The organism is Paenibacillus sp. FSL H8-0175 (assembly GCF_045040615.1).
Lineage (GTDB): Bacteria > Bacillota > Bacilli > Paenibacillales > Paenibacillaceae > Paenibacillus_AQ > Paenibacillus_AQ odorifer.
Genome location: NZ_CP150299.1, coordinates 4507073 through 4530024, shown reverse-complemented (window position 1 = coordinate 4530024; position 22952 = coordinate 4507073). Strand labels below are relative to the sequence as shown.

Below are 22952 nucleotides of genomic sequence, written 5' to 3'. Positions count from 1 at the left end.
TAACATGAGTTATACATTAGAACAGGTACAGCAAGCTTCGCGGCTATTTTTTGAATTGCTCCGTAAAAAAGTAATTCCTCTCGATGACCCTGCAGCGGCAGAATGCCTTCAGGATGCAGGAACTTATGATGCACTTCAGTACGTTGCTAAAGAAGGGGGCTGTCGGGTGATGAATTCCGGGCACCGTCTCCATCTGCTAGTTAATCCGCTGGGGTCAGTGTTTGCAACCAATTTCACCCAGTTGAAGAACAAATATTCACGTGTTGAGCGTAAAACTCACTTACATATTATCAATATTATTATTCTGGTTTTTCTGGCCGAAATGGATCAGGATGAGACTCATTTTAAGTCGGGGCAGGACAGTATGTCCTATATTCAAATTGCTGATCAGGTGTCCTCTCTCTTTCAGACGTGGATTCAGATGGATGAGGAAGGACGATTCAGCCAGCAGTGGCAGCTTGATATCCAAGCGATGTTTAAGGTATGGACCAGTCTTTACATGCAGACTAAGAGTCAGGAAGAGAGTGATCTTCTGACCAGAGGCGCAGGCTCACGAATTGGGCTGATTCATGAAGGCATGAAACTTCTGGAAGAGGAGAAACTCGTATTCATCTCTGAGACAGAGAAGCGTATCTTTCCTCGGGAAGAGCTTTATGAGAGAATGCGTTATTTATATCATGATGTCGATCGATATCAGGAATTAAAGAGCCTCATTGGAAGAACTTTAGCTGAGAAAGACGGTGCTACCTATGCCGCGGATTGAACGCATACGAATTACAGGACTTAAATACGAGAAGATGCTCAAGAAATACGACGACATGATTCTGGACATCTGCAACGAAGAGGGACCCGCTAATACGCTTATTACGCTCATGAATGGCGGTGGAAAGGGCGTACTGCTGCAATCTATTTTCCAGCTATTGATGCCCAAAACACCATGGGGCAAAGACGGTGAGAACCAGGTTGAGGCATTCTTTCATAATCATAAAAAACAACTTAAACCGTACACTTTTCACGTAGCTATCGAATGGCATCTCGACAACAATGAGCGCAATGAGTATATGACCACGGGAATCGCTATGACGGCACATAATTCGCTTGATCAGCAGGATATCAAAGTGGATTACTTGCTGTACGCACTTACAGATTACGGTGAAGCGGCTGAACTTACGCTATCAACGTTGCCGTTATTTGACGAGGTGACTGCTGAACCTACGAGTTTTGAAACGATCCAGCAATTTGTGCGCGATCGGCGGGGAGAGATTGTACCTTTTGGCAGCCATAGCTCGGATTTGAAAAGATATTATGACTACCTGGCTACCCGGGATATCCATATCGCCGAGTGGCGTAATATGCGGCGGATCAATGGTGAAGAGGGCGGTATCAAAGGTTATTTTAAAAAAAATGATGCCTTCACCAATCATAACTTGTTCGAAAAGCTGATTATTCCTGAAATCGGATCTAGTCTGAATGAAGGATTAAAGGAAGACGACAATACGCTGCAGCGGATGTTTATCGATACAGCAACAGTGGCTCAGCGCTTGCCGATGCTTGAACAGCGGGAGCAGGTCTATACAGAGTTTCTTAGTATGGCTGCACCACTTTATGAGCTGGTAAAACTAGGCGTGGAAGCAGAAAACGTAGTTCAAGAAACGGAATTACGTGGACGCCAAATCTATACGGTTATCTATGAAGAGCAGAGAAATGCAGAAGCTGAGCGAAGTAAGATTGCTGATGAACTGGCTGGACGTTATCAGGATGCGAAGCAATTGCGCTTTGAGACAGACAATCTTAAATACTTACGCAGTAAGGAAGAAACGGAACTGAAGCAAGAAGAGCTTAAGAAGCTCAGTGATGATCAGAGCCGTGCGCGTGGTCGGCTGGAGGATTCCAAAGCGCAAGATAAGAAGCTTGAAGTAGCTTATTTTCTGGCTAAACGGTTGCTCCATACCCGGCAAATTGAGCAGTGGCAAAAAGAAATTCAAGCTATCGAAGGTTCTCTGGAGATGAAAGAACGGCAAGAGGTCATTCAGGCAGCCAAGGAACAGCTGCGGAAACAGTGGAATGTGGTATTTAATCTCTGGCAGCAAACGATCAGAGAGTTTGGGACAGCACAGCAAGACCTAACGGCGGAAGAGAGAAGATTGCGCAAGGAAAGGGAGAGTTTCTTGGTAGAGCTGGCCGGGCTGGATAATCAGATCAATGATTTGACCTTATCTATTCGGCAATACACGGAAGAACTCGGAGCATTCGCAGCCCAATATGGGCAGGATGCCGCCCATTCTCCGGCAGCTACCCTGCAGCGTACGATCTCAGCGGCCAAAACGATTCTTGAAGACATTGGAGACTTGGAAGAACAGCACAAGCAGGAAGAGATTCGGAAGCTGGCACTGCATAAGAGTCATGCTGAGCTGAGTGAGAAACGGCGTTCTTATGAGCGTGAAGCGGACGAGCTTGGGGTTCTGCTTGAGTCACAGACTCAGAAAGAATCCCAATTATGGTCACAGCTCGTTGTACTGCTGGAAATGTATGAAGAGCATAATCGTTTAGGAGCTACTGGCCTTTTTGAAGAACAAGATGTTATCCCGGCACGTTTTATCCGAAAAATAGATGAAGTAGAGCAACAGACTAAACGTTCCAGAAGGGATTACTATAATCAGCTCATGGATGTGGAACTTCAGAACCAATCCTACTGGCTACCCAATTCAGATATTCTGACGGTCAAAGATACACTCGATTCGTTAAAGATTCAATCAACACTAGGTAGTTCCTACTTAAATGACCGTCCGTATCTTGAACGTGAGGAAGAACTGGAGCAATATCCGTTACTTCCATATAGTTTGATTATGACCCGGCGCGAAGCTGATAAAATTCAGCCGGAACTGATGAAGGACACCTTGCTTAAATCAGCGGTGCCGATCTTTATCCGTGAAGAGATGGCAGCTCCGCATCAAGCATCCTTCATGCTTTTTGCGAATCAAGGGCCGCAAATGGTCTTGCAGCCGGATCGTTTCCAGGATTGGAAGAGCAGTATTCAGGGGAAGCTCAAAGAACAGGAGCAGATCCTTCAGGACTCTGAAGCTTATTTATCTAAGTTAAAATCGGTGCGTCAAGAATATGAACGTTTATTCCAAACTGAGAATACCATGACGCTTACAGCCAAGCAGGATGCCCTTATTAAACTGCAGGCTGAACTTCAGCAGAGCATTAACAATCTGAGCCATGAGATGGATGAGAACGAAGGGACGCTTACCCGGATCGGACGGGAGCTCGCTGAGAACAAAGTTCTAAGTGTGGAGCATGAGCAGAGAGCGGGGGTTCTGCAAGCTTGGATTGAACGGACGAAGAAACAGGAACAAGATTATAAGGAAAAACAAAAAATAGTCGAACGAAAGAATATGGTGAGCAAAGAGTTAGCAGGTAAAGATCAGCAGCTTGAACACCTAAAGGTGCAAATAGAAAGCTTGAGTGGACAACGCAATAAATGGACGAGAGAAACCGAATATGCGATGTTCCCTAGACTGCAACGATGGTTTCCTGAGATTGTTTTCCCAACAGATCCCCAGCTTTCTGATGAAGGAGAAGTCATACCTGTAGATCCTGTAGAGCAGAATCTTCTATTGCAGCAGCTTAGTACCGTGGAAAGTCTACAGCAATCATTAACTGAAAATGAACTGGAAGTTCGGACAAGAGCTGCACAGATTAAAGCAGCAAGCGAGAATCTGGCTGAGCTTGAATCCAGCCTGAATCAAGTGGATGTGAATTGGCGGAAGGCGACCGAACCTACGGAAACGTCCGAGACCATTATGGCTGCAAGAAATCGCCAAAAGACGGATACTACTTCGTTGGAGGAAGACTATCAGATTGTTCACGACGGTTACATCCGCTGCCAGACTGAATTGGAGAACTTGCAGAAAGAGTTGCGCAAAGTAGAGAAGGGAATCAAAGAGAAACATGAACGTGCTGTGGAGCTTTGGAATGAGGCGCTAGGGGATAAGGAGACAGAAATTCAGGAGCGCTGCCAAGCGAATGAGCTTATGCTTAATCAGTGTAAAAGATCCTTGGACCGAATCGATGTCCTCCTTCAGACTTTATCCAATCAAATCAAAATAATGAACGCGCATATTGAGGATCGCGTCAACCTACGGAGTGTGCCAGAAGAAATAACGCTGAGGGTTAGAGAAAGCTGCGAGCCTTTAGTAGCCGACTGGCTTCTCCGCATTAAGGATAGCCGGATTAGACAGGATGAGATCTCCAAAAAGGTGAAGGAAGAGAAAAATTCCTTAACCGAAAAACTTGCGAAAAATGAACGGAATTCCGAACTGGAGACCAAGATTCTAGATCGATTGAATACGGTCCATTGGGATAATTTCGCCATTGCACTGCAAGTCCTAGATTCCATGCTACGCAGTTCGCGCGATCAGATTGAGAGCATTCAAAGCGATAAGGAAGGCATGGATCTCTCCCGCAAGATGTGGGTTGGCCGGGCATCTCTACGAGTGGTACAAATCATTGATATTATGAAGCGAATGGAACGCCGGATGATTATTCATAACGAGAATAATTATGCCTTCCCGCTGGTACGTCTGAACTACAAGAATATCAATGTGCCAAGAACAAGCGATGAGGTAGAGCCGATGGTGAGTGACTACTTCAATCAATGCATCAATGAATTGCTCAAAAAGTATCCCAAGATAGAACAAGTGCCGGCGCTGGTAATCAAAGAGGTTATTAATGACGGACGAATTGTCTATGCAGCGCTGCAGAACCGCTTTCCGATACTTCAAGTGTATAAACCGGTAACGGAGAATTATTTCCTCTACGCCGCACCGGAAGATTATCATTATTCGGACTGGGAGATTATTAATCGCGGCGCACTGGATGAAGCAGTCGGCAGTGGTGGGCAACGTCAATCTGTACAGCTGCTGGTCGCAATGATGATCATGACGCATAAACGGGTGAATCGTGAGAATAAAGGCTGGACGGTCTTTTTATATGACAATCCTTTCGGAGAAATGGTCTCCAATAACGTGCTTGACCCCGTCTTTGAAATTTCCAAGGCGCTCAAATTCCAATGGCTGATTGTTACGCCGCCGGAGCTGGTGAAGAATGATGTCAGCGTGCGTTTTGGCGTATATTGGCAGCTTTATTTTGGAGGCGTCAAAGGGGACATGCTGGAATCGACCCTGATTAAGGGAGGAAGAAAGCTTATTCCTGTCTCGTTGTTCTGAGTATGGAATGAAACTTAAAGAAGCTCCAGTAAGCATCACGCTGCTGGGGCTTCTTTTTATTAAATGTTAAAGATGGTGTGGTTATTTAGGTTTGCGTTCGGAAATATATGAACCGGTGAGCGTTAAAAAAGTTCCCGTCAGGATTGCCCAGGTGATCTTTTCATTCAGAACAAGGGCGGAAGCTGCCACTGTAATTACAGGCACAATATAGATGTATACACTTGTTTTTACAGCCCCTAGAATCCCTACAGCTTTATTCCAAGTCAAAAAACACAGTGCCGAGGCACCCAGACCTAAGAAAAGCAGGTGAGCTACATTTGAAATCTCTTTGAATCTACTCAGACCCAGCTGGAAATCAAACAGAAACAGAGGAGGCAGCATAAACAGCAGACCATAGAAAAATACTCTGCGGGTAGCCCCTATAGTATGAACCTTTAGTAGGCTTATTTTTCGCATCAACACTGAATATATTGCCCAAACCACAGGTGCCAGCAATGCCAGCAAGTCGCCGATGGGGTTCAGTTGGAGAAGAAAACTCCCGTTCAGCCCAATTAATATAATTCCTGCCAAGGCTATCAAAAATCCTATAAAAAACTGCCTGTGAAATTTCTCTTCTTCTAAAAAGAAGTGAGCGATAACCGCCGTGAAAAATGGAGCGATGGAGACAATCACGCCTACATTGGATGCAAGGGTATAGACTAGGGCAATATTTTCTATAAGAAAATATAACGTGACTCCACAAAGACCTGCTGAGATAAAGAGTAATTCCTCTTTAAAGGATGTAGTTCGGATTGGACGTGAATAGATCAGTAACAGTACAAAGTACCCAATAAGAAAACGGAAGAACAAAATTTCCACAGGCGTAAAGTCTTTTAACAGTATTTTTGTGGAGATAAAGGTGGTTCCCCAGATTAAAATCGTAAGCAATGCCAGCAGATGTCCTGTGTTAATCTTGCGTTGATTTATCATTTCGTAAGTTCCATTGATGACTTTACTCCCGTTTGTTGAACAAATATACGCATATATTGCTTAGGGGTTAAGCCTATGAGTCTTTTAAAAAAATTTGTGAAATGGCTCTGATCACTGAATCCGGTTAGAGAGGCCACTTCTATTGGCAATATTCCTTGTTCTAAAAGCCTTTTGGCGTGGTTGATGCGAATAGTTTCCAAGTAACGGTAAGGTGATATTCCTTTCTGTCTGGTAAATAAACGCAGCAAGTGATATTTACTTAAGCCGCTCAATTCACTTAGCTGGTTCAGCGTAATGTTCTGCGCATAATGTAACTCTATGTATTCGCAAATGATTTTAATTTCAGAAGTAGGCTCTTGAGCGGGACAGAGGGTTTCTGTCTCCGTGTATTCTCTCAAAAGCTGCTCAAGGAGAAATAGAAATAACTCTTCTTTTTGAAAATCGGATTGATCCTCTAATATCATTTGGTGCAGATCGTGTAAAGGGCTCGACAGTTCACTTTGGTAGAGGACATTGTGTGTGAACCGCGGTAAGTAGTCTATGCCGGTAATTTCTAGCACATACTCACGCATGACTTCCGGCTGAATATTGATGCAGCGATAGTCAAGCGTTCTCCCGTCTATCTGTTCACAGGCATGGGGATCCGCCGGATTAAAGATGACCACATCTCCGCTGTTAAGAATATGCTCTTCTTGGTTACATAGCAGATGTCTTTTTCCTTGTTCAATAAAACCTATGACATAATAGTCATGAAAATGGTTGGGAAACTTCTGCATAATACCTTCGAATCGATAGGCCTCAAATTTTAAGTCACGATCGAAAACAACTGTTCGAACTTCACGAGTCATTGCTGCACCTTCTTTTCCAATTATGTATAACCATTATAATGTGAAAGTTAGGGGCATTCTTGCATGATGTTGCGATACCTCATCTTCTACATGATAGGTTCCTCAGGTGTAATGATCGTTGGAATACTCACAGTAAAAGTTGTTCCTTGCTCCAGAATACTTTCTATAGAGATCGCTCCGCCATGATTATGTATAATATTTTGTGTGATCATATAACCTAAGCCTGTTCCTGTTTCTTTGGTCGTATAAAATGGTTTGCCGAGGGCATTGATCTGTTCCTCTGTCATCCCACAGCCTTCATCCTGCACACTGATTCGGGCTTCTCTGTCATAGGTTTGCACATGAATATAGATGTTTCCCCCATGATTCATTGCTTCCATCGCATTTTTAAGTAAGTTAATAAATACCTGCTTCATCTGATAAGCCTCACCATTGATCCAAATGGATTGATCAGTACAGACAGGGAGGATCTTGAGATTTTTTAGGGCAGCTTGTCCATTCATTAGTGTGGTGACTTGTTCCAGCAAAGACAATAAATCCACTGGTTTACTAATATGAGTGGTTTGGGGTTTAGATAAGACAAGCAGTTCGTTGACGATGAACTCGATGCGTTTCAACTCTGACTCAATAATGGAAATATATTTATCATTCATCCGCTCGGAAGAGCGCAGTAGCTTCATAAAGCCATTAATGGCTGTAAGAGGATTCCGTATTTCATGAGCGATTCCAGCTGCTAACTGTCCTGCTGTGGATAATTTCTCGGACTGTATCAGTCGTTCATCTTCCAATACTTGCTCGGATATATCTTTGAATATGCCAATGTAGGCTTCGTTTCCCTCATAAATGATCGGCAATGTAATCCCATCTACATATTTCTGCTGGTTATTTAAACAATTAATCAGGTAGCAGACAGAACCTGTTGTTCTATCAGTGTTGAATTTCTTTCTTCGTTCTGAGAGAATTTCATAATTAGAGTAGTCTACAATATCCATAGTCGATAGACCAAGCACTTGATCTAGGCTTTCCGCATGGATTAATTGTAAACCTGCCGAATTTGCATACAGAACAATCCCTCCCCTAGTGATAAGCACGGGCTGAGGCAGTTCCTCCAGCAGCTGTAGAAAAGAGCTCTCTTTTTCAAGTAGATGGGTCTTCACAACCTGAAGCTGAGTCTCCATTTCCCTGATCAGGGTCTTATTCTCGAATTGAGTAAAATAAAATATGGGTTTACCAATGTCATCCGAAAGGATAGATATGGAGATTTTTAAAGATAACCGGTGTCCGGTGGGATGGAAATAATCTACTTCGAGTCTCTGCGGATCAGTACTCGTAGGTGGAAGAGAGCTTCCTAATGAAATGAATTTATGAATCTGATCTAGAAGGGTACGGACGGTTGGAGAGGGTGTCGTTAATTCGGTTTCATCATACCCCAAGAGGTCGCATAATGCTGAATTCAGTTTTAGGAACGTTCCATCAAGCGAAATAAGGGCCATACCCATCACGGCTTGAGTAAAAACAAAGTCAAAACCTTGAAAATCATTTGTCCGCACAGCAGGTTACCTCTCTTCTTTATGGGGGAGTGAGTGTTATTTCGAAATGCAATATGTCTAACAGTCATAGTATAAAACATATAACTCAATAAAACATATAAAATTTCTGGGTTATTAGATATTCATACAACAGTTAAATAAAATCAGGTAGAATGGGAAGATACGTTGCATTTTAAGACAAGTGGAGGCGTTGTATTATGTTATCAGTTGTTGGTGAAATTCAAGGAATTAATCGTTATCCGGTCAAGTCATTTGCGGGTGAAAAATTAGAAAGCTGTATGATTGAACCGTATGGAATGCTTGGTGACCGTTTGTGCTCCTTTTACGATGAGTCAAAAGAGGGCTGGCGAAGATATATCACCGCTAGAAATATACCGAATATGCTTACCTATCAAGCGCAATTTATAGATGGACAAATCCATGTAACGGCATCAGACGGGCGAACCTTTGGATGGGATGATAATCTATTGGAAGAAATCCAAAGCCAAACCAAAACTCCAATCACTATGTCTGGTCTAAAAGCTGCACATCCACAGCCAGAACATCCGCAGCTCCTATCCGTGGATGGCGCTAGTATTCTACTCATTACGGATGCCAGCTTAAAAAAACTGGAGGCAACCTGGGGGCATTCCTTGGATCAACGTCGTTTTCGCGGGAATTTTGTTATCGCGCTGAATGATGATTCTCTTTTTGAAGGAGATTGGATTGGACGCCGGCTCAACATTGGGGATGTACAGCTACAGGTAGATAGTTTTTGTGAGAGATGTGTTGTGATTACGATGGACCCGGATAGTCTCCAGAAGGACCCAGTGCTTTTGAAAAAATTACATAAAGAGTTTGATTTGCATTTCGGAGTCTATGCCTCTGTAATCAAAACAGGGGAAATTCGAATCGGAGATAAAGTAGAAATAGTAGATTAGATATATAATCCCAATAGTATAAACTTCCTTTACATTACTCCATGGATAAATTATCCTTTAAAGGATGACGATTTCATATCGGGAGGTTATGTATGAAGAAAAATTTGGCATCCTTATTAGTTGCATTGCTTCTATTGGTGTATGTCCCTACTAGTGTTTTAGCAGCGGATAGCAGCAAAGGGCAAACGTATGTGAACACTCAGAAGGTGGCAGCAGAGAAGGCGGCGTTCTTAACGGAGAAGCTGGGGACGACTAGTCTCCAATATGCTCTTATTGATGGCGATAATATCGTTGTGAGCGGTCAATCTGGATTTAGCCATGTGGAGAGTAAGACAGCACCAAGCGTCACAACGATGTATGGTATTGGCTCGACGAGTAAAATGTATACAACAGCTTCTATTATGAAGCTTGTTGAGCAAGGAAAAGTAGATTTGGACGGTTCAGTCGTATCTTATTTGAATAATTTTACGATGGAAGATTCTCGTTATAAGCAAATCACTGTACGGATGCTGTTGAATCATTCATCAGGTCTTGCTGGCTCGAACTTATCCAATTCTTTCTTATTTAATGATTCCGATCCTATTGCAAAAGATAGTTTGCTAGAGACTTTGTCAACACAACGTCTGAAGGCCGATCCAGGCGCCTACTCAGTATATTGTAATGATGGATTTACGTTGGCTGAGTTGATTGTTGAAAAGGTCAGTGGCACGGACTTTACCACATTCATTCATCAAAATTTCACAGAACCTCTAGGGCTTGAACATACGAAAACGCCTGTAGATTCTGTAGCTTCTTCTCAGCTGGCTAGTGTCTATAATGCTACCTACTCAGCAGCTTTACCCAAAGAAACCATTAACGTGATTGGAACAGGTGGTATCTATTCCACTGCTGAGGATTTGGTGCGTTTTGCAACTATTTTTACAGGCCAATCGACTGGCATTTTGTCAGAAAAGTCTGTAAAAGCGATGGAACAAGAGGAATATAAGCGTGGAATATGGCCTAAAGGAGCCGATAATTCGTTAGCTTATGGATTAGGCTGGGACAGTGTGAACTTATATCCATTTAACCAGTACGAAATCAAGGCTTTGACAAAGGGTGGAGATACAGGTCTGTATCATACCTCATTAGTTGTATTGCCCGAGCAGCAGATGGCAGCAGCAGTAATATCTTCTGGCGGATCAAGTACAACGGACCAGATGCTTGCCAACGAAATTTTACTCAGCGCTTTACAGGAAAAGGGAGTTATTAAGGAACTGAAAGCTACACCTACATTTAAAACTTCGAACAAAGAGGATATGCCGCAAGAATTGCTAAACTATGCGGGTGTCTATGGTGATTCTACGCAACTGATGAAGATAGAGGTTAGTAAAACTGGGGAATTGAGTATATCTTCAATTATAGCTCCTACAATGCCTGCGCAGAAATTTTCCTATAATTCGAACGGAGAATTCTTAGATGCAGAGGGTACAAGTAAAGTTAGCTTTGTGAAGGAGAGCAATGGCCGTATCTATCTTTGGAGTCAAGGGTATGGGGTGATTCCAGGACTTGGTGAAACTGCCGTTACCCAATATGCAGCTGAGAAGCTTGAACCTAATGCCCTATCTCAAGAGGTCACTACTGCATGGCAGCAGCGCCAAGGGAAATTGTATTTTGATGTCAGCGAGAAGTACAGCTCCCAATATTACATGAGTATGCCGGTAGCTGGAATCGCTATGTTCCCTGACGCACCTGGTTATATGGGCTCGAATAAAATAACTGGGCCTAATAAAGCAGAAATGACCGTGCAAATCCCAACCATCGCTGGGCGCGATCTTGCGGATCTTATTTTTGAAGAGAAAAATGGTGTGGAGTATTTAAAGATTGGCAATCAATTGTTTATACATCAAGATGCGGTTAAACCTATTTATGCAGGCCCGCAATCTATGGTAACTATCCAATCAGATGGATATGCTAGATGGTATGGAGTTCCTGAAACGGCAACAGGTAAGATAATGACAGTAGAGCTGCCAACCAAAAGTTCCTTTGCCGTCTATGATGAGAATGGTGTATGTGTGAATTACTTCACCATAAGCGGTCTTAAACAAGTCAAACTTCCTAGCAACGGCAAAATTGTATTTGTAGGTGATGTCGGTGCGAAGTTTGAAGTGACCCTCAAGGCGCAATAAACGTATATAAAAAAAGAATCCTGTTATCAAGATTTTCGTCTTGGTAACAGGATTTTTTATTTGAAATTTTGTGAGAATTCTCTTATTTTATCTACCAAAATCCCTTTTAGCTGATCAGTACCTTCCTTTGGAGCCTTATAGGCCTTATAACCTCCAAAAGATTCAATACAAATCGCAGCTTCTTTCAGATCATCAGGGAAATTTTTCTCTATTAATTCTTCGGTTTTCTTAGGTTTCTCGTTGCAAATGTAGTAGCCCATCTTCTTAGTCAGTAACTCATCTTTATTTTTTTTGATAAAGTCACGAATGGCTTTATATATTTTTTCATCTCTTACTCCTGCTCCTAAAATAATGCTATCAAATGCCTCGATATTCGGCTTCTCTAATTCTATATTGCAAATTTTGCTCTGAGGTAGCTCTTCTGATAATACTTTTGCACATTGTTCTGTTGCTCCAGATTTTGTAGCGTATAGAATAAGTACTGCCATTGTGTTCCCTCTTTTCAGTTAAGATTAATCGTGTTCCCGCATTGAAAAAACTCTCGCATACCAATTATCTTGATTATCAAGATATAGTATATTTTATCGAATATACTGATCATTTGTCAAGCCAACGGCAAGCTCCTGAGTGTTAATTAGATATCCTTATTATACTATCATGGGAATAATATTAATCTAATGCTAACTATATCTTTAATGAAATATACAAAAATAAGAGGAGTGAACGTAAATTGGGGATCATCGTAATGCTAATCATCTATTTGTTGCTTGGAATATTCGTGATTAAAGTAGGCATCGATAACTCTAGAAGTACGCAACTATCAAAAGAAATATTAAATGAGTTAAAAGAAATCAAAGAACTAATGATCAGAAATAAATACGAATGAATTCTATATAAGAGTGGAGGTGAACGAAAGTGAAAATTGGACTTATACTTATAATCCTTGCTTTTTCTAACCTATTTCTAAGGATATGGATTGTTGGCCCGGATAAAGAAAAACTTCCTGAGGACGGTTATGAGCTTAATATAAAAGGGAAGCTTATACTTGCACTTGTGGGATTAATTACGGGGATTGTGATAATAATTGCCGATGGCCCAGAGGGTACGGTTATGAAGTGGTTTTGGATTGTAGTTATAATAGTAGCAATAGGATTTCAGTCGTTTATCGACTGGAAATTTCTAAAACATACGAAACAGCACATAGTTTCACTTATTCTGTTAGTCCTAGGTGTGGTATTAGTTTATTTTATATTCTGATCTAGTTTCATTCGTACCGGTATCGGACCCAGATGATGTTAATTGCTAAATAATCGCCTTTTGGGCAGCGTTTCGGACTCCAGTGCAGCTATTCGTTAGAAAGTGACTTATATTACGGGTTTTTATGCCAATAGTGGCCATGGGGTCCGATGGAATTCTTAAAGTGGAAATATACTGCTGTTAGTGTCGATGGAGTCCGTTAGTGACTTTGTAACTGCTGATGGCATCGAATCATACGAAGAAAAGAGGTGTTCCGGCAGCCAGCATATGGCTTGTTGGGCACCTTCTTTTTGTGTTCACATTATACTTCTGCTTTCGTAGCCACGAGTGGACAGAATCCAGGGTTCGTTATACATAATTCTTGAGCGAATTCCAGTTGGAGCTTGGAGAGCTCGGCGAAATAGCTGCTGATTACGTGATTACCACTTGTAGATCCATTCTGGAAAGACAGTGAGTTAAAAGTATGGACATGATTGTAATAATACTTTTTTTCCCGTTTGGGGAGCTTATAGACATGTGGAGGTGCGTAGGTTACAACATCAAAAAGATTGGCATACCGGTAACTCTTCCGCACATATTGTTTGAAAATATTAACGAAGTCCGGATCACCTACCCGTGGGGAACCATAAGTATATAGGTTAGGTGAGGTGTAAGAGGTATTTGCCGCAATATCTAAGGTACATAAGGTGGCGAGCGCTCCACCGAGGCTGTGGCCCGTAATGTATAAGGTCTTGTCAGGAGATAGCTTGGAGAGCGCAGAGAAGATGCCTTCCCGAGCTGAAGAATAAATGTTGGTGAAGCCACGATGGGTGAGAGAGTCTTCTTTAAGATATTTGAACCGTTCCTGTGAAGCGAGGACGTTGGATATCCAATTGGTCGTCGTACTGGTTCCCCGAAAAGCGATAATAATCTCTTGTGGAGACTCCAAAATAAAGCCGAAACGTTCCCATACATTATTGAAGGATTGTGCTTCAATGGGATGACATAGCTGATAATCTAATGGAATGACGAAAACTCCATCTATATTTGAAAATTGTGTATAGGTTTGCCCGCAGACTGCAGCTAGAAAGATCGCCCTTTGCTCTTGCTCATCCCTCTTACTCACGTACATCCCGCCTTTCTTTCCTACACTATATTAGGGGGATGAAGGAGTGATTCCTAAGAAAAAGGATTCCCTGAAACTTCTCTCTGAGTTACTATATATAAATAAGTCCAACAGCGAGAGAAAAGGGGGAAATGCATACATGGGCAACTTATTGGAAATTTTACACAAGGAAGTCGTGCCGGCAGAAGGCTGTACGGAGCCGATTGCAGTTGCGTATGCCGTCTCCTTGGCGGCAGAGCTTCTCGAGGAAGAAATTACGGGGATTCAGCTGCATCTCAGCGGTAATATTATCAAAAATGCAATGGGAGTGGGCATTCCCGGGACAGGCCAGACAGGCCTGCCCATCGCAGCAGCCCTTGGAGCGGTGGTCGGCCGTTCTCACAAGGAGCTGGAAATTCTGTCAGGTCTGACGCAGGCTGAGTTGAAGATGGCAAATGACCTGCTGGATAGAAAGCTGCTAAAAGTGGAGATAAAGGACACTCCTGAGAAATTATATATTGAAGCCCAATTGTTTACGCAGAACCATACGGCGACTGCCATTATTGCCAGAGAGCACACCCATATAGAATATTTGGCTCTGGACGGGGAGAAAATAACACCCCGGAATTCAAAAGCCGACTGTGGCAAGCCTGGTCTTTCCGACACGGAAGAGTATGCGGGCTCAGTTGACCAGATATTCGAGTTTATCTGTACCGCTCCTTTTTCAGACCTTAGCTTTCTCTTGGAAGGGGCGCGGATGAACAAAGCGATCTCTGATGAGGGATTGCGAGGCGATTATGGCTTGCAAGTAGGTAAGAAAATGAATCAGCAATCTGCGGTGAATCTGTTCGGCAATGATGTAGCGAACAGAATTATCGCGGCTACCGCAGCGGCTTCAGATGCTCGAATGGATGGCAGTGCAATGCCTGTGATGACAACTGCAGGCAGTGGCAATCAAGGCATCGCCTGTACGCTTCCCGTTATAGCTCTGGCGGAATTGTTGGACAAAGATGAAGAAATGCTAGCTCGGGCGCTTGCACTGAGCAATCTGGTCACTGTGCACATCAAACATTATATCGGGCGTTTGTCCCCATTATGTGGTTCAGGGATTGCAGGGGGAGTAGGAGCAAATAGCGGGATCATTTATCTCATGGGCGGCAGTCTTGAGCAGATCAAGCATGGAATACAGAATACGATAGCTTCTTTGTCAGGCATGATCTGTGACGGTGCGAATTCTACCTGTGCGCTGAAGATTTCCACCTCCACCAATACGGCGATCCAGGCAGCCACTCTGGCTATGAACAACATTGCTCCTACAACCAAGGATGGTGTGATTTTCGAAGAGGTGGAAGATACCATCCGCAACATGGAGCGTTTGGTTCAGGAAGGGCTGGCGGATACTGACAAGACCATTCTCAATATTATGCTCTCCAAAGGCGGAGCGAATTAGCTTCCAAATAATTTGAAAACAAGATAGAACATCATAATTAAGACCGCCCGGTTCCCTGCATAAAATGGCAGGAAGCCGGGCGGTCTTTGTAACACTTCGGCAAAAACATAGGTCTGCGAGAAGATTTGCATTAAATTTTAACATAACTTATTCTGAGTTAATAAAGGCATAGAGACTGAGGGTATAAAAAGGAGATAATATGACAGAGAAAATAGATATAGGCTGGAATTTTGCGAACAGTTATACTCAACTGCCGGAATCAATGTTTACAAGGATTAAGCCAACGCCTGTGGGTAAACCGGAACTGATTATTTTTAATGAACCATTGGCTGCTACTCTTGGGCTGAATAGCACCGCACTACAGAGTAAGGAGGGTCTTGGGATTCTTGCCGGCAACGAAGTTCCTGAAGGTACCCTGTCGCTTGCGCAAGCTTATGCTGGACATCAATTCGGACATTTTACCATGTTGGGAGACGGTCGAGCAGTGCTGCTGGGCGAACAGATCACCCCTCAAGGTGATCGTGTGGATATTCAATTGAAGGGTGCGGGAAGAACCCCATACTCTCGTGGTGGCGATGGCCGGGCAGCGCTTGGACCGATGTTACGCGAATATATCATTAGTGAAGCTATGCATGGACTTGGGATTCCTACGACTCGCAGCTTGGCGGTGGTAGCTACAGGGGAGTCGCTAATTCGGGAAACGGAACAGCCGGGGGCGGTTCTGACCCGGATTGCTGCCAGTCATTTGCGTGTTGGAACCTTCCAATATGTTGCTGCATGGGGGACTGTGGAGGATCTGCGTATTCTGGCTGATTACACGTTGCAAAGACATTATCCAGAAGCTCCTGTGGAAGATAATCCATATCTTGTTCTGCTTCGGGAAGTAATGGAACGTCAAGCAGCGCTAATTGCTAAATGGCAGCTTGTAGGTTTTATTCACGGAGTGATGAATACTGATAATATGGCCCTTAGCGGAGAAACGATTGATTATGGTCCATGTGCCTTCATGGATGTGTATAATCCTGAGACAGTATTTAGTTCCATAGACCAGCAGGGTCGTTATGCTTACCACAATCAGCCCGGGATTGGCGCATGGAATCTCGCCAGATTTGCCGAGACTCTCTTGCCATTGCTGGCTGACGATCAGGCACAGGCGATTAAGCTGGCTGAGGAGGCAATTTCAGATTTTTCGGAGCGGTCCTATCAATATTGGCTAACGGGAATGAGAGCGAAGCTGGGAATCTTTAACGAAGAGTTAGAGGATGTTGCTCTGATTGATACCCTCCTTGAACTGATGCAAAAATATCGGGCTGACTACACTAATACATTTCGGTCCTTAACTTTAGGCGTAACGGAAGATGCTGATCTGTTTGGCACCCCTGAATTTAAGCAATGGAATGAGCTATGGCAGGCGCGGCTTAGCAGGCAGCAGGAATCACAATCCTCTTCACAGAAGCTGATGCATAGCAGCAATCCTGCGATTATTCCGCGGAACCATCGTGTAGAAGAAGCGCTTGAGGCTGCGGTAGAGCGGGAAGATTACGATGTGATGGAGAGGTTACTTCAAGCTTTGACTAACCCATACGCCTACTCCTCTGAACAAGAGGAATACTCGGCACTTCCTGAGGAATCCGCATGTCCATATCGTACATTCTGCGGTACTTGATTTGCATATAATTTATCTGGAAAATGGGGGAAGGAAGAATGTTTCATGCTTATGATGTTCTAGCCAACCAGTTGCTGGCCAATGCGAATGATCCGAGTTGGTATGTGCCCTTTGAAGTGGCGGTTAAAGACTTAAGTGAAGAAGAAGCTTTTTGGAAGGTAACGGAAGAAAGCAATAGTATTGCTGAGATTGTGCAGCATCTGCTTTACTGGAATGAAACTTGGCAAACAAGGTATAAAGAAGCCAGTGTTCAGGCGGTTCCTCCAGTGGATAGTAATAATAATACCTTTGTCGTTGCAGAAGGGAAAACGTTCGAAGCGCTGCAAAAACAACTTTTAGAGGTTCTTTTACACTGGCAGGAATTGATTAAGAAAGAACAATTGGAAGCTGATGTTCAAGGATTTCCAGACAGTAAATGGTGGGAAGTTCTCGGAAATGTAACAACACATAATGCTTATCATGTGGGCCAAATTGTTTATATTCGAAAGATACAGAAGAGCTGGAACCGCGATGTGAAGTGACATTGTGAAGTGAATCCTAAAGAATAGACATTTTAAAGGCGTTAGCGGATGCACATGCATCTGGCTTTCGTCTTTTTTTACGCATTAATACTTATATATACTTAATTATTAACTTATAAATGCTTGTAAATACTTATAAAATGACTTATGATGACTTTAGGAGGTGAATTTCATTATGTATCAAGAGGAACGATTATTAAAAATACTCGAATATTTGAAACAACACCAATCGATGAGTGTTCAAGATATCTGTACGCAATTTGAAGTCTCAAGAGATACTGCCCGACGGGATATTGTTAGGTTAGTACAAGAGGGCGTCGTTGTTCGGACGCATGGCGGTCTAGCGTTACCTGAATTGCAAAAAGAATTATTATCTTATCAAGATCGTTTGATCGATGAATCCGAGAGTAAGCAGAGAATAGGGAAGATCGCGGCCGGGCTTATCCAAGATCGTGAGACTGTGATTTTAGATGTATCGACCACTGTACAGTTTGTTGCAGAACAAATTAGTGCGCAGGATATTACGGTTGTCACGCACTCGATAGATAATGTAGGGATTTTATCCCATCGCGAGGATCTGCTAATTTATGTACTTGGTGGTTACTTGAATGTGAAAAACCGCTTGTTATATGGTTCTTCCATTATCGATAAACTTAGTGAAATTCGTGCGGATAAAGCCTTTATTGGAGCATCGGCGATCTGTGCTGATGGACTCTATTATCCTTATGAAGAAGATGCGCGGGTAAAAAGAGAAATGGCTCGAAGATCTGATCAAGTGATTTTAGTAGCGGATCACACCAAATTTAATGCTAAATCCTTTTATCGGCTAGACTTTGATTTTGTTGATATTTTAGTTACAAATCGAGAGCTTCCAATCGAGATCAGAGAAGTTCTAGATCAGAAGAACATCACAGTTATTGAGTGCCTAGATGAAGCTGAAGAGGTTCGAAATCAAGAGTGATAACGACTGGAGGAGAATGTTTATGACTTATATTTTGCAAAATGTACAAGTAGTGCTTCAGAATAGTATAGTTTCAGCGGCCAATGTATGGATTTCTGAAGGAAAAGTGATGAGGATAGACTCAGGAGATATTTCTATCCCAGAGGGTGAGTATGAACGGATTGATGGCGGAGGGCATTTGTTAGTGCCCGGAATGATAGATGTGCATATTCATGGCGCTAACGGGTTTGATATGATGGACGGTACTGAAGAGAGTATTCAAGAAGTATCGAAGGCTTGTGCAGCTTCTGGTTGCACCTCATTTCTGGCTACCTCTGTGAGTTCTACGATGGAGGATCTTTTAGAGATGATTCGTAGTGTCAAACGTGTAATTGGGTATGAAGTGGGAGCAAAGATCGCAGGCATTCACTTAGAGGGACCTTATCTAAACCCCAAGAGAAAAGGAATGCAAAATGAAAAGTATCTGCGGCATCCTAACTTAGAGGAAATGAAGCTCATTTTCCAAGAAGCTGGATCACTCATAAAAATGGTTACGATTGCTCCTGAGCTGCCGGGAGGCATGGAGCTTCTTTCCTTTTTGAAAGAACAGGGAGTGGTGATAGCGATTGCTCATTCGGATGCCACATATGAGGAAGCCAAACAAGCTTTTGCCGCTGGGGCAAGTCATGTTACGCATTGTTTTAATGGCATGCGGCCGATCCATCATCGAGATCCGGGGATTGTGGTTGCCGCTTTCGAAGAGAAGCATGTGAGCCTGCAAGCTATTGTGGATAATGTCCATCTGCATCCTGCAATTATCCGCTTGATGCATACCATGAAAGGACCGGAAGGAATGGTCTTGATCACAGATGCCTTACAGGCAATGGGGTTAGGGGATGGGAATTATATATTTGGAGGACATCAGGTTACGGTATCTGGTGGCATAGCGCGATTGGAAGATGGCACGCTGGCCTCCAGTACAGTTACCATGAATGAAGCCTTACGTTATACTGTCGAAACTGGAATTTCGCTCACAGATGCGGTGCAAATGGCTTCAACTACACCGGCCAATATTCTTGAACTTCAACAAAAGGGGACGATCACCTCTGGCTTGGATGCTGACCTGGTTCTCTTGGATGATGAATTCAAAGTGCTCTGGACAATGGTAGGAGGGCAGATCTTACAGCTGTGACCGGTATTCATGTGCGGTTATTCCGAACACGCTTTTAAAATGCCTGTTCAGATGAGTTAGATCCACAAATCCGCAATCTACAACAGCTGCATAGATATCCTTGGTTCTCTCTATGGACTGCTTGGCACGCTCTACCTTGCAATTTAAGAAAAATTGATAGGGTGATATTCCTGTATGTGTCTTAAACTCGCGAATAAACTGATATTTGGACAGACCAAACTCTGTGCAGAGATCGTCCAGCTTCAGCACATGGTCTAAACTGCAGTACATCATTTCCTTTGCTTTTTTGAGAAATTTATTATTCGTTCTGCGATCGGTAACTATTTCAGTATTGGATACTAAATGAACCAGAGTGAATAACAGTTCACTGCACAAAGACTCCTCTTTGCCATTCTGGATGGCATGGTTTAGGGCTAATATGCACTGCGCCAATTTGTCATCGTATAAGATAGGAGTGGCGAAGCGGAGTTCTTTTTTTTCTAGTATCTCTAACATTAGGGTTGGCTTAATATAAAGCATGACATAATCAATGCCACCTTTATCATACGCATTGCCATCATGCGTTTGTTCTGGATTAAACAACATTACGCCATTTTTATGAGAGGATTGCAAACTACCGTCAAGATTATATTGCTGAATGCCACGAAGGGTCACACCGAGTGCATATTCCTCATGGCAATGTTTTTTATAGGTGAAATCAGTAAGGCTGGCGGATAAGGACAGGATCTCTGCTGACTTTTTATAGTTAAATTTCTCCACGTTCTTAACCTCCGCGACTTTATAGGATTCCCGATATCATAATGGCCGAGTATACTAAAAACAGTGCCATCACGGTATTTAGAACTTTTTGATGATTTTTCATAAATGTTCTGAAGATTGTCCCAAATACAACCCATGTCGTAAATGCAAAAAATCCGATCACAGTTATAATTATAACAAATATAAACAAGGCAAGCGAAGAGGTATAGAATGGCATTACGTAGTTGGGAATGACCGTTAGTGTAAATACTAGCACTTTAGGATTCACAAGCTGCATAAGCACGCCTGAGCGGAAATTGGCATTAGGGTCAGGCTGGTCTTCCATTGAACCCATTTTAAAGATTTTATAAGCAAGGTAGAGCATATATAAACTCCCAATGATTTGCATAATGATCAGGATATTTGGGATGATTTCTACTAGAACACGGTTCAGCAGAGTAGAAAGGATGAGTAATAAGCCAAAAGCCAGCGTAGATCCGTATACATACCCCATTGATTTTTTAGCCCCGGAATGTTGCACGGAAGAAAGAATAACAATATTGGTAGGACCGGGTGTAAATGTAGCGACAACGCAATAGATCAGAAAGGACAATATATTCATGATGACCTCCAGTAAAGTAGTTCTATGAATATAAACCTTTCAGTCTGAATGCTGATAGTATATTATTGCAGGATTTTTAAGAATTCCGGCCGGGAATAGAAGAGGTGTCCGAATCAATGAATAAGAGTAATCCAATGACCATAAGCACGCTTTCTCCAGCTGATTTTGAATCCACATGCTCTGTTTTTGAAACTTCAATCCAAGATGCCTTTGAAAAAGAAGGGCTTGATCATTTACAAGACGATATCCAAAGTGAAATAGATCATAAAAAGCAAATGGTGATGACTTCACTGGATACTACGACTGGGGAGCCTTACTTCCTTCTTGCAAAAATAGAAGAGCAGGTTGTCGGTACGATTTCCTTTGGACCTTGTGGCGAAGATATTCAAACCTGCACGGATCATCAGTTAGATGAAATAGGGGAATTGGGCAGTCTATACATTATGCCAAGTTATCAGGGCCAAGGTGTGGGTTCAGCCTTAATTAAGGAAATGATGATATTTCTAAAAAAGCAAGGGGTAGAGCAGTTTTGTCTGGACAGCGGTTATAAACATGCACAGGTCAGGTGGCAACGTAAATTTGGGCAGCCTTATAAAGTAGTAGAAGACTATTGGGGACCTGATTCTGTCCATATGGTTTGGTTTTGTAATGTGAATGATCATTTAAGCTAGAGATATATAGTACATGAAAATAACAGTCCCTTTGCTACGCGCAGAGGGATTTTTTGTTTTGTTGGATAAAACGGGTGTAATGTCGTTTGACAGATGATCTTTTGCCGGGTAATATGAATCTTATATTTAGTAAATTAGTAATTTAGTAAATTAGTAAATTAGTAAATTAGTAAATCATAAAATGGAGAGTGACTAACATGAAAATTCCAACAACTCTAAAACATAAACCTGTAGTCGTGTCAGAAAATTACGAGCAGGTTGATGGCCGGTACGCCGGGGACACAGATGCAAAAGGTCTGTCCCTAGGATTAGCACAATGGAACGATAGAGGAAAGGTCGACATCTCAGCAAAGGTATGGAGACATACAGGGGACAAATGGTCGAGACAGTCCGAAGAGCTGCCAATGCACAGAGTGCTTGACCTGGCAATTTTGATTTGCAGAAGTAGTTTGTATTTTCAAGAGGCCTATCGTTTTCCAAAAATGTATGATCCCGAGAGCCCTATGATTGATCGTATTGGACTGCAGGGAGATGCAATGAGTGTATCTGTATGTGCAGACAATCCCATGATTGATAATGATATTAAGCTGTTCGCTCAGGCGCTTAGTGATGATGGTGAAATGATCGGAGAACGACTTTCGGTATTGTCCCGTTTATTGAAAGAAATGGGGTACTGAAATTTAGCAGAATGGCCTGTGAAAGGAGAATCATAAATTATAATGGACAAAAGTAAACGTAAAGAACTTCAGGAGCAATATAAGCAGCTCAAGACGTACATGGGTGCTATTCAAATTACAAACAAAAGAAGCGGGAAAATATTCGTTGACAGCTATCCCAACCTGAAGAATAAATGGATGACTATACAGATGCAATTAGATATGGGCAGATTTGCGAATGCAGAGCTGCAAAAGGACTGGAAGGAACTTAAAGCAGAAGCCTTCAGCTATGAGGTGTTAGAGCAGAAGGAGTCAGAAGACGTAACCGACGTGCGCTGGGAGCTTAAACTATTGAAAAAGAAGTGGTTCGAGAAATTGCAGCCCTTTGATGACAAAGGATATAATAAGCCACTAACCCATTAAGCCAAGTATAAAGAAACCTTTAGCTTTTATAGCAAGGGTTTCTTTTTTT

General features: G+C 42.6%; 20 protein-coding genes. 13 read left to right on the top strand and 7 right to left on the bottom strand.

Annotated features, from left to right (window positions below):
• Positions 1-4 precede the first annotated feature (4 nt).
• The gene (locus MHH46_RS20170; protein WP_076190642.1) at positions 5-763 is read left to right on the top strand and encodes a DUF6063 family protein; all 759 of its coding nucleotides are present in this window, start codon (positions 5-7) and stop codon (positions 761-763) included.
• On the top strand, positions 750-5231 hold the full coding sequence (locus MHH46_RS20165; RefSeq protein WP_076190644.1) for a hypothetical protein: 4482 nt from the start codon (positions 750-752) through the stop codon (positions 5229-5231). The genes MHH46_RS20170 and MHH46_RS20165 overlap by 14 nt, the downstream gene beginning before the upstream one ends.
• A gap of 81 nt (positions 5232-5312) precedes the next feature.
• On the opposite strand, the gene MHH46_RS20160 is transcribed toward MHH46_RS20165, so the two are convergent.
• From MHH46_RS20160 to MHH46_RS20150, 3 genes are all read right to left on the bottom strand, one after another.
• A complete protein-coding gene (locus MHH46_RS20160) occupies positions 5313-6197 on the bottom strand; it encodes a DMT family transporter (protein WP_256717183.1) in 885 nt (294 codons plus the stop codon).
• Positions 6197-7048: an AraC family transcriptional regulator gene (locus MHH46_RS20155; RefSeq protein ID WP_076190650.1), complete on the bottom strand. Its 852-nt coding sequence runs from the start codon at positions 7046-7048 to the stop codon at positions 6197-6199. Before MHH46_RS20155 ends, MHH46_RS20160 begins: the two co-directional genes overlap by 1 nt.
• An 86-nt stretch (positions 7049-7134) precedes the next feature.
• On the bottom strand, positions 7135-8598 hold the full coding sequence (locus MHH46_RS20150) for an ATP-binding protein (RefSeq protein WP_256717178.1): 1464 nt from the start codon (positions 8596-8598) through the stop codon (positions 7135-7137).
• 197 nt (positions 8599-8795) lie between these two features.
• On the opposite strand from MHH46_RS20150, the gene MHH46_RS20145 reads away from it, so the two are divergent.
• Complete coding sequence (locus MHH46_RS20145; protein WP_076190652.1) at positions 8796-9518, top strand: MOSC domain-containing protein; 723 nt, start codon at positions 8796-8798, stop codon at positions 9516-9518.
• A 92-nt stretch (positions 9519-9610) separates the two neighbouring features.
• Positions 9611-11683: a serine hydrolase gene (locus tag MHH46_RS20140; RefSeq protein ID WP_076182972.1), complete on the top strand. Its 2073-nt coding sequence runs from the start codon at positions 9611-9613 to the stop codon at positions 11681-11683.
• A gap of 56 nt (positions 11684-11739) precedes the next feature.
• Here MHH46_RS20140 and MHH46_RS20135 read toward each other — a convergent pair whose 3' ends face one another.
• On the bottom strand, positions 11740-12171 hold the full coding sequence (locus MHH46_RS20135; protein WP_076190655.1) for a flavodoxin domain-containing protein: 432 nt from the start codon (positions 12169-12171) through the stop codon (positions 11740-11742).
• A gap of 427 nt (positions 12172-12598) precedes the next feature.
• Here MHH46_RS20135 and MHH46_RS20130 point away from each other — a divergent pair, with 427 nt between their 5' ends.
• Positions 12599-12940: a DUF4181 domain-containing protein gene (locus MHH46_RS20130; protein ID WP_076127294.1), complete on the top strand. Its 342-nt coding sequence runs from the start codon at positions 12599-12601 to the stop codon at positions 12938-12940.
• Positions 12941-13241: 301 nt separating this feature from the next.
• Here MHH46_RS20130 and MHH46_RS20125 read toward each other — a convergent pair whose 3' ends face one another.
• Positions 13242-14045, bottom strand: a complete 804-nt coding sequence (locus MHH46_RS20125) for a lipase family protein (protein WP_405132508.1) — start codon at positions 14043-14045, stop codon at positions 13242-13244.
• Between the two features lie 139 nt (positions 14046-14184).
• Here MHH46_RS20125 and MHH46_RS20120 point away from each other — a divergent pair, with 139 nt between their 5' ends.
• From MHH46_RS20120 to nagA, 5 genes are all read left to right on the top strand, one after another.
• The gene (locus MHH46_RS20120) at positions 14185-15474 is read left to right on the top strand and encodes a serine dehydratase subunit alpha family protein (protein WP_076191029.1); all 1290 of its coding nucleotides are present in this window, start codon (positions 14185-14187) and stop codon (positions 15472-15474) included.
• A 199-nt stretch (positions 15475-15673) separates the two neighbouring features.
• Entirely contained in the window at positions 15674-17140 is a 1467-nt protein-coding gene (locus tag MHH46_RS20115; protein ID WP_076190660.1) for a YdiU family protein, read from the top strand.
• Between the two features lie 38 nt (positions 17141-17178).
• Positions 17179-17661 (top strand): DinB family protein, encoded by a 483-nt coding sequence (locus MHH46_RS20110; protein ID WP_076190662.1) that lies wholly within the window; start codon positions 17179-17181, stop codon positions 17659-17661.
• Positions 17662-17836: 175 nt separating this feature from the next.
• Entirely contained in the window at positions 17837-18622 is a 786-nt protein-coding gene (locus MHH46_RS20105; RefSeq protein ID WP_076182961.1) for a DeoR/GlpR family DNA-binding transcription regulator, read from the top strand.
• A 22-nt stretch (positions 18623-18644) separates the two neighbouring features.
• Positions 18645-19793 carry an N-acetylglucosamine-6-phosphate deacetylase gene (gene nagA, locus MHH46_RS20100; protein WP_076127285.1) on the top strand — a complete coding sequence of 383 codons (1149 nt, stop codon included), beginning with the start codon at positions 18645-18647 and terminating at the stop codon, positions 19791-19793.
• On the opposite strand, the gene MHH46_RS20095 is transcribed toward nagA, so the two are convergent.
• Both MHH46_RS20095 and MHH46_RS20090 read right to left on the bottom strand, forming a co-directional pair.
• On the bottom strand, positions 19782-20552 hold the full coding sequence (locus tag MHH46_RS20095; RefSeq protein ID WP_076190665.1) for an AraC family transcriptional regulator: 771 nt from the start codon (positions 20550-20552) through the stop codon (positions 19782-19784). The genes nagA and MHH46_RS20095 overlap by 12 nt on opposite strands.
• Before the next feature lie 19 nt (positions 20553-20571).
• Positions 20572-21153 (bottom strand): LysE family translocator, encoded by a 582-nt coding sequence (locus tag MHH46_RS20090; protein ID WP_076190668.1) that lies wholly within the window; start codon positions 21151-21153, stop codon positions 20572-20574.
• Positions 21154-21269: 116 nt separating this feature from the next.
• On the opposite strand from MHH46_RS20090, the gene MHH46_RS20085 reads away from it, so the two are divergent.
• From MHH46_RS20085 to MHH46_RS20075, 3 genes are all read left to right on the top strand, one after another.
• Positions 21270-21824, top strand: coding sequence for a GNAT family N-acetyltransferase (locus tag MHH46_RS20085; protein ID WP_076190670.1), 555 nt, complete (start codon positions 21270-21272; stop codon positions 21822-21824).
• 197 nt (positions 21825-22021) lie between these two features.
• On the top strand, positions 22022-22501 hold the full coding sequence (locus tag MHH46_RS20080; protein ID WP_038572158.1) for a DUF6530 family protein: 480 nt from the start codon (positions 22022-22024) through the stop codon (positions 22499-22501).
• 42 nt (positions 22502-22543) lie between these two features.
• Complete coding sequence (locus MHH46_RS20075) at positions 22544-22903, top strand: GIY-YIG nuclease family protein (protein WP_076190673.1); 360 nt, start codon at positions 22544-22546, stop codon at positions 22901-22903.
• The last annotated feature ends 49 nt before the right edge of the window (positions 22904-22952 follow it).

What these genes read in the sequence shown, in the direction of transcription:
- MHH46_RS20075 (WP_076190673.1), top strand. Translation starts at nt 22,544, where the DNA reads ATGGACAAAAGTAAACGTAAAGAACTTCAGGAGCAATATAAGCAGCTC.
- MHH46_RS20135 (WP_076190655.1), bottom strand. Translation starts at nt 12,171, where the DNA reads ATGGCAGTACTTATTCTATACGCTACAAAATCTGGAGCAACAGAACAA.
- MHH46_RS20090 (WP_076190668.1), bottom strand. Translation starts at nt 21,153, where the DNA reads ATGAATATATTGTCCTTTCTGATCTATTGCGTTGTCGCTACATTTACA.
- MHH46_RS20080 (WP_038572158.1), top strand. Translation starts at nt 22,022, where the DNA reads ATGAAAATTCCAACAACTCTAAAACATAAACCTGTAGTCGTGTCAGAA.
- MHH46_RS20155 (WP_076190650.1), bottom strand. Translation starts at nt 7,048, where the DNA reads ATGACTCGTGAAGTTCGAACAGTTGTTTTCGATCGTGACTTAAAATTT.
- MHH46_RS20085 (WP_076190670.1), top strand. Translation starts at nt 21,270, where the DNA reads ATGAATAAGAGTAATCCAATGACCATAAGCACGCTTTCTCCAGCTGAT.
- MHH46_RS20170 (WP_076190642.1), top strand. Translation starts at nt 5, where the DNA reads ATGAGTTATACATTAGAACAGGTACAGCAAGCTTCGCGGCTATTTTTT.
- MHH46_RS20140 (WP_076182972.1), top strand. Translation starts at nt 9,611, where the DNA reads ATGAAGAAAAATTTGGCATCCTTATTAGTTGCATTGCTTCTATTGGTG.
- MHH46_RS20165 (WP_076190644.1), top strand. Translation starts at nt 750, where the DNA reads ATGCCGCGGATTGAACGCATACGAATTACAGGACTTAAATACGAGAAG.
- MHH46_RS20110 (WP_076190662.1), top strand. Translation starts at nt 17,179, where the DNA reads ATGTTTCATGCTTATGATGTTCTAGCCAACCAGTTGCTGGCCAATGCG.
- MHH46_RS20115 (WP_076190660.1), top strand. Translation starts at nt 15,674, where the DNA reads ATGACAGAGAAAATAGATATAGGCTGGAATTTTGCGAACAGTTATACT.
- MHH46_RS20120 (WP_076191029.1), top strand. Translation starts at nt 14,185, where the DNA reads ATGGGCAACTTATTGGAAATTTTACACAAGGAAGTCGTGCCGGCAGAA.
- MHH46_RS20145 (WP_076190652.1), top strand. Translation starts at nt 8,796, where the DNA reads ATGTTATCAGTTGTTGGTGAAATTCAAGGAATTAATCGTTATCCGGTC.
- MHH46_RS20105 (WP_076182961.1), top strand. Translation starts at nt 17,837, where the DNA reads ATGTATCAAGAGGAACGATTATTAAAAATACTCGAATATTTGAAACAA.
- nagA (WP_076127285.1), top strand. Translation starts at nt 18,645, where the DNA reads ATGACTTATATTTTGCAAAATGTACAAGTAGTGCTTCAGAATAGTATA.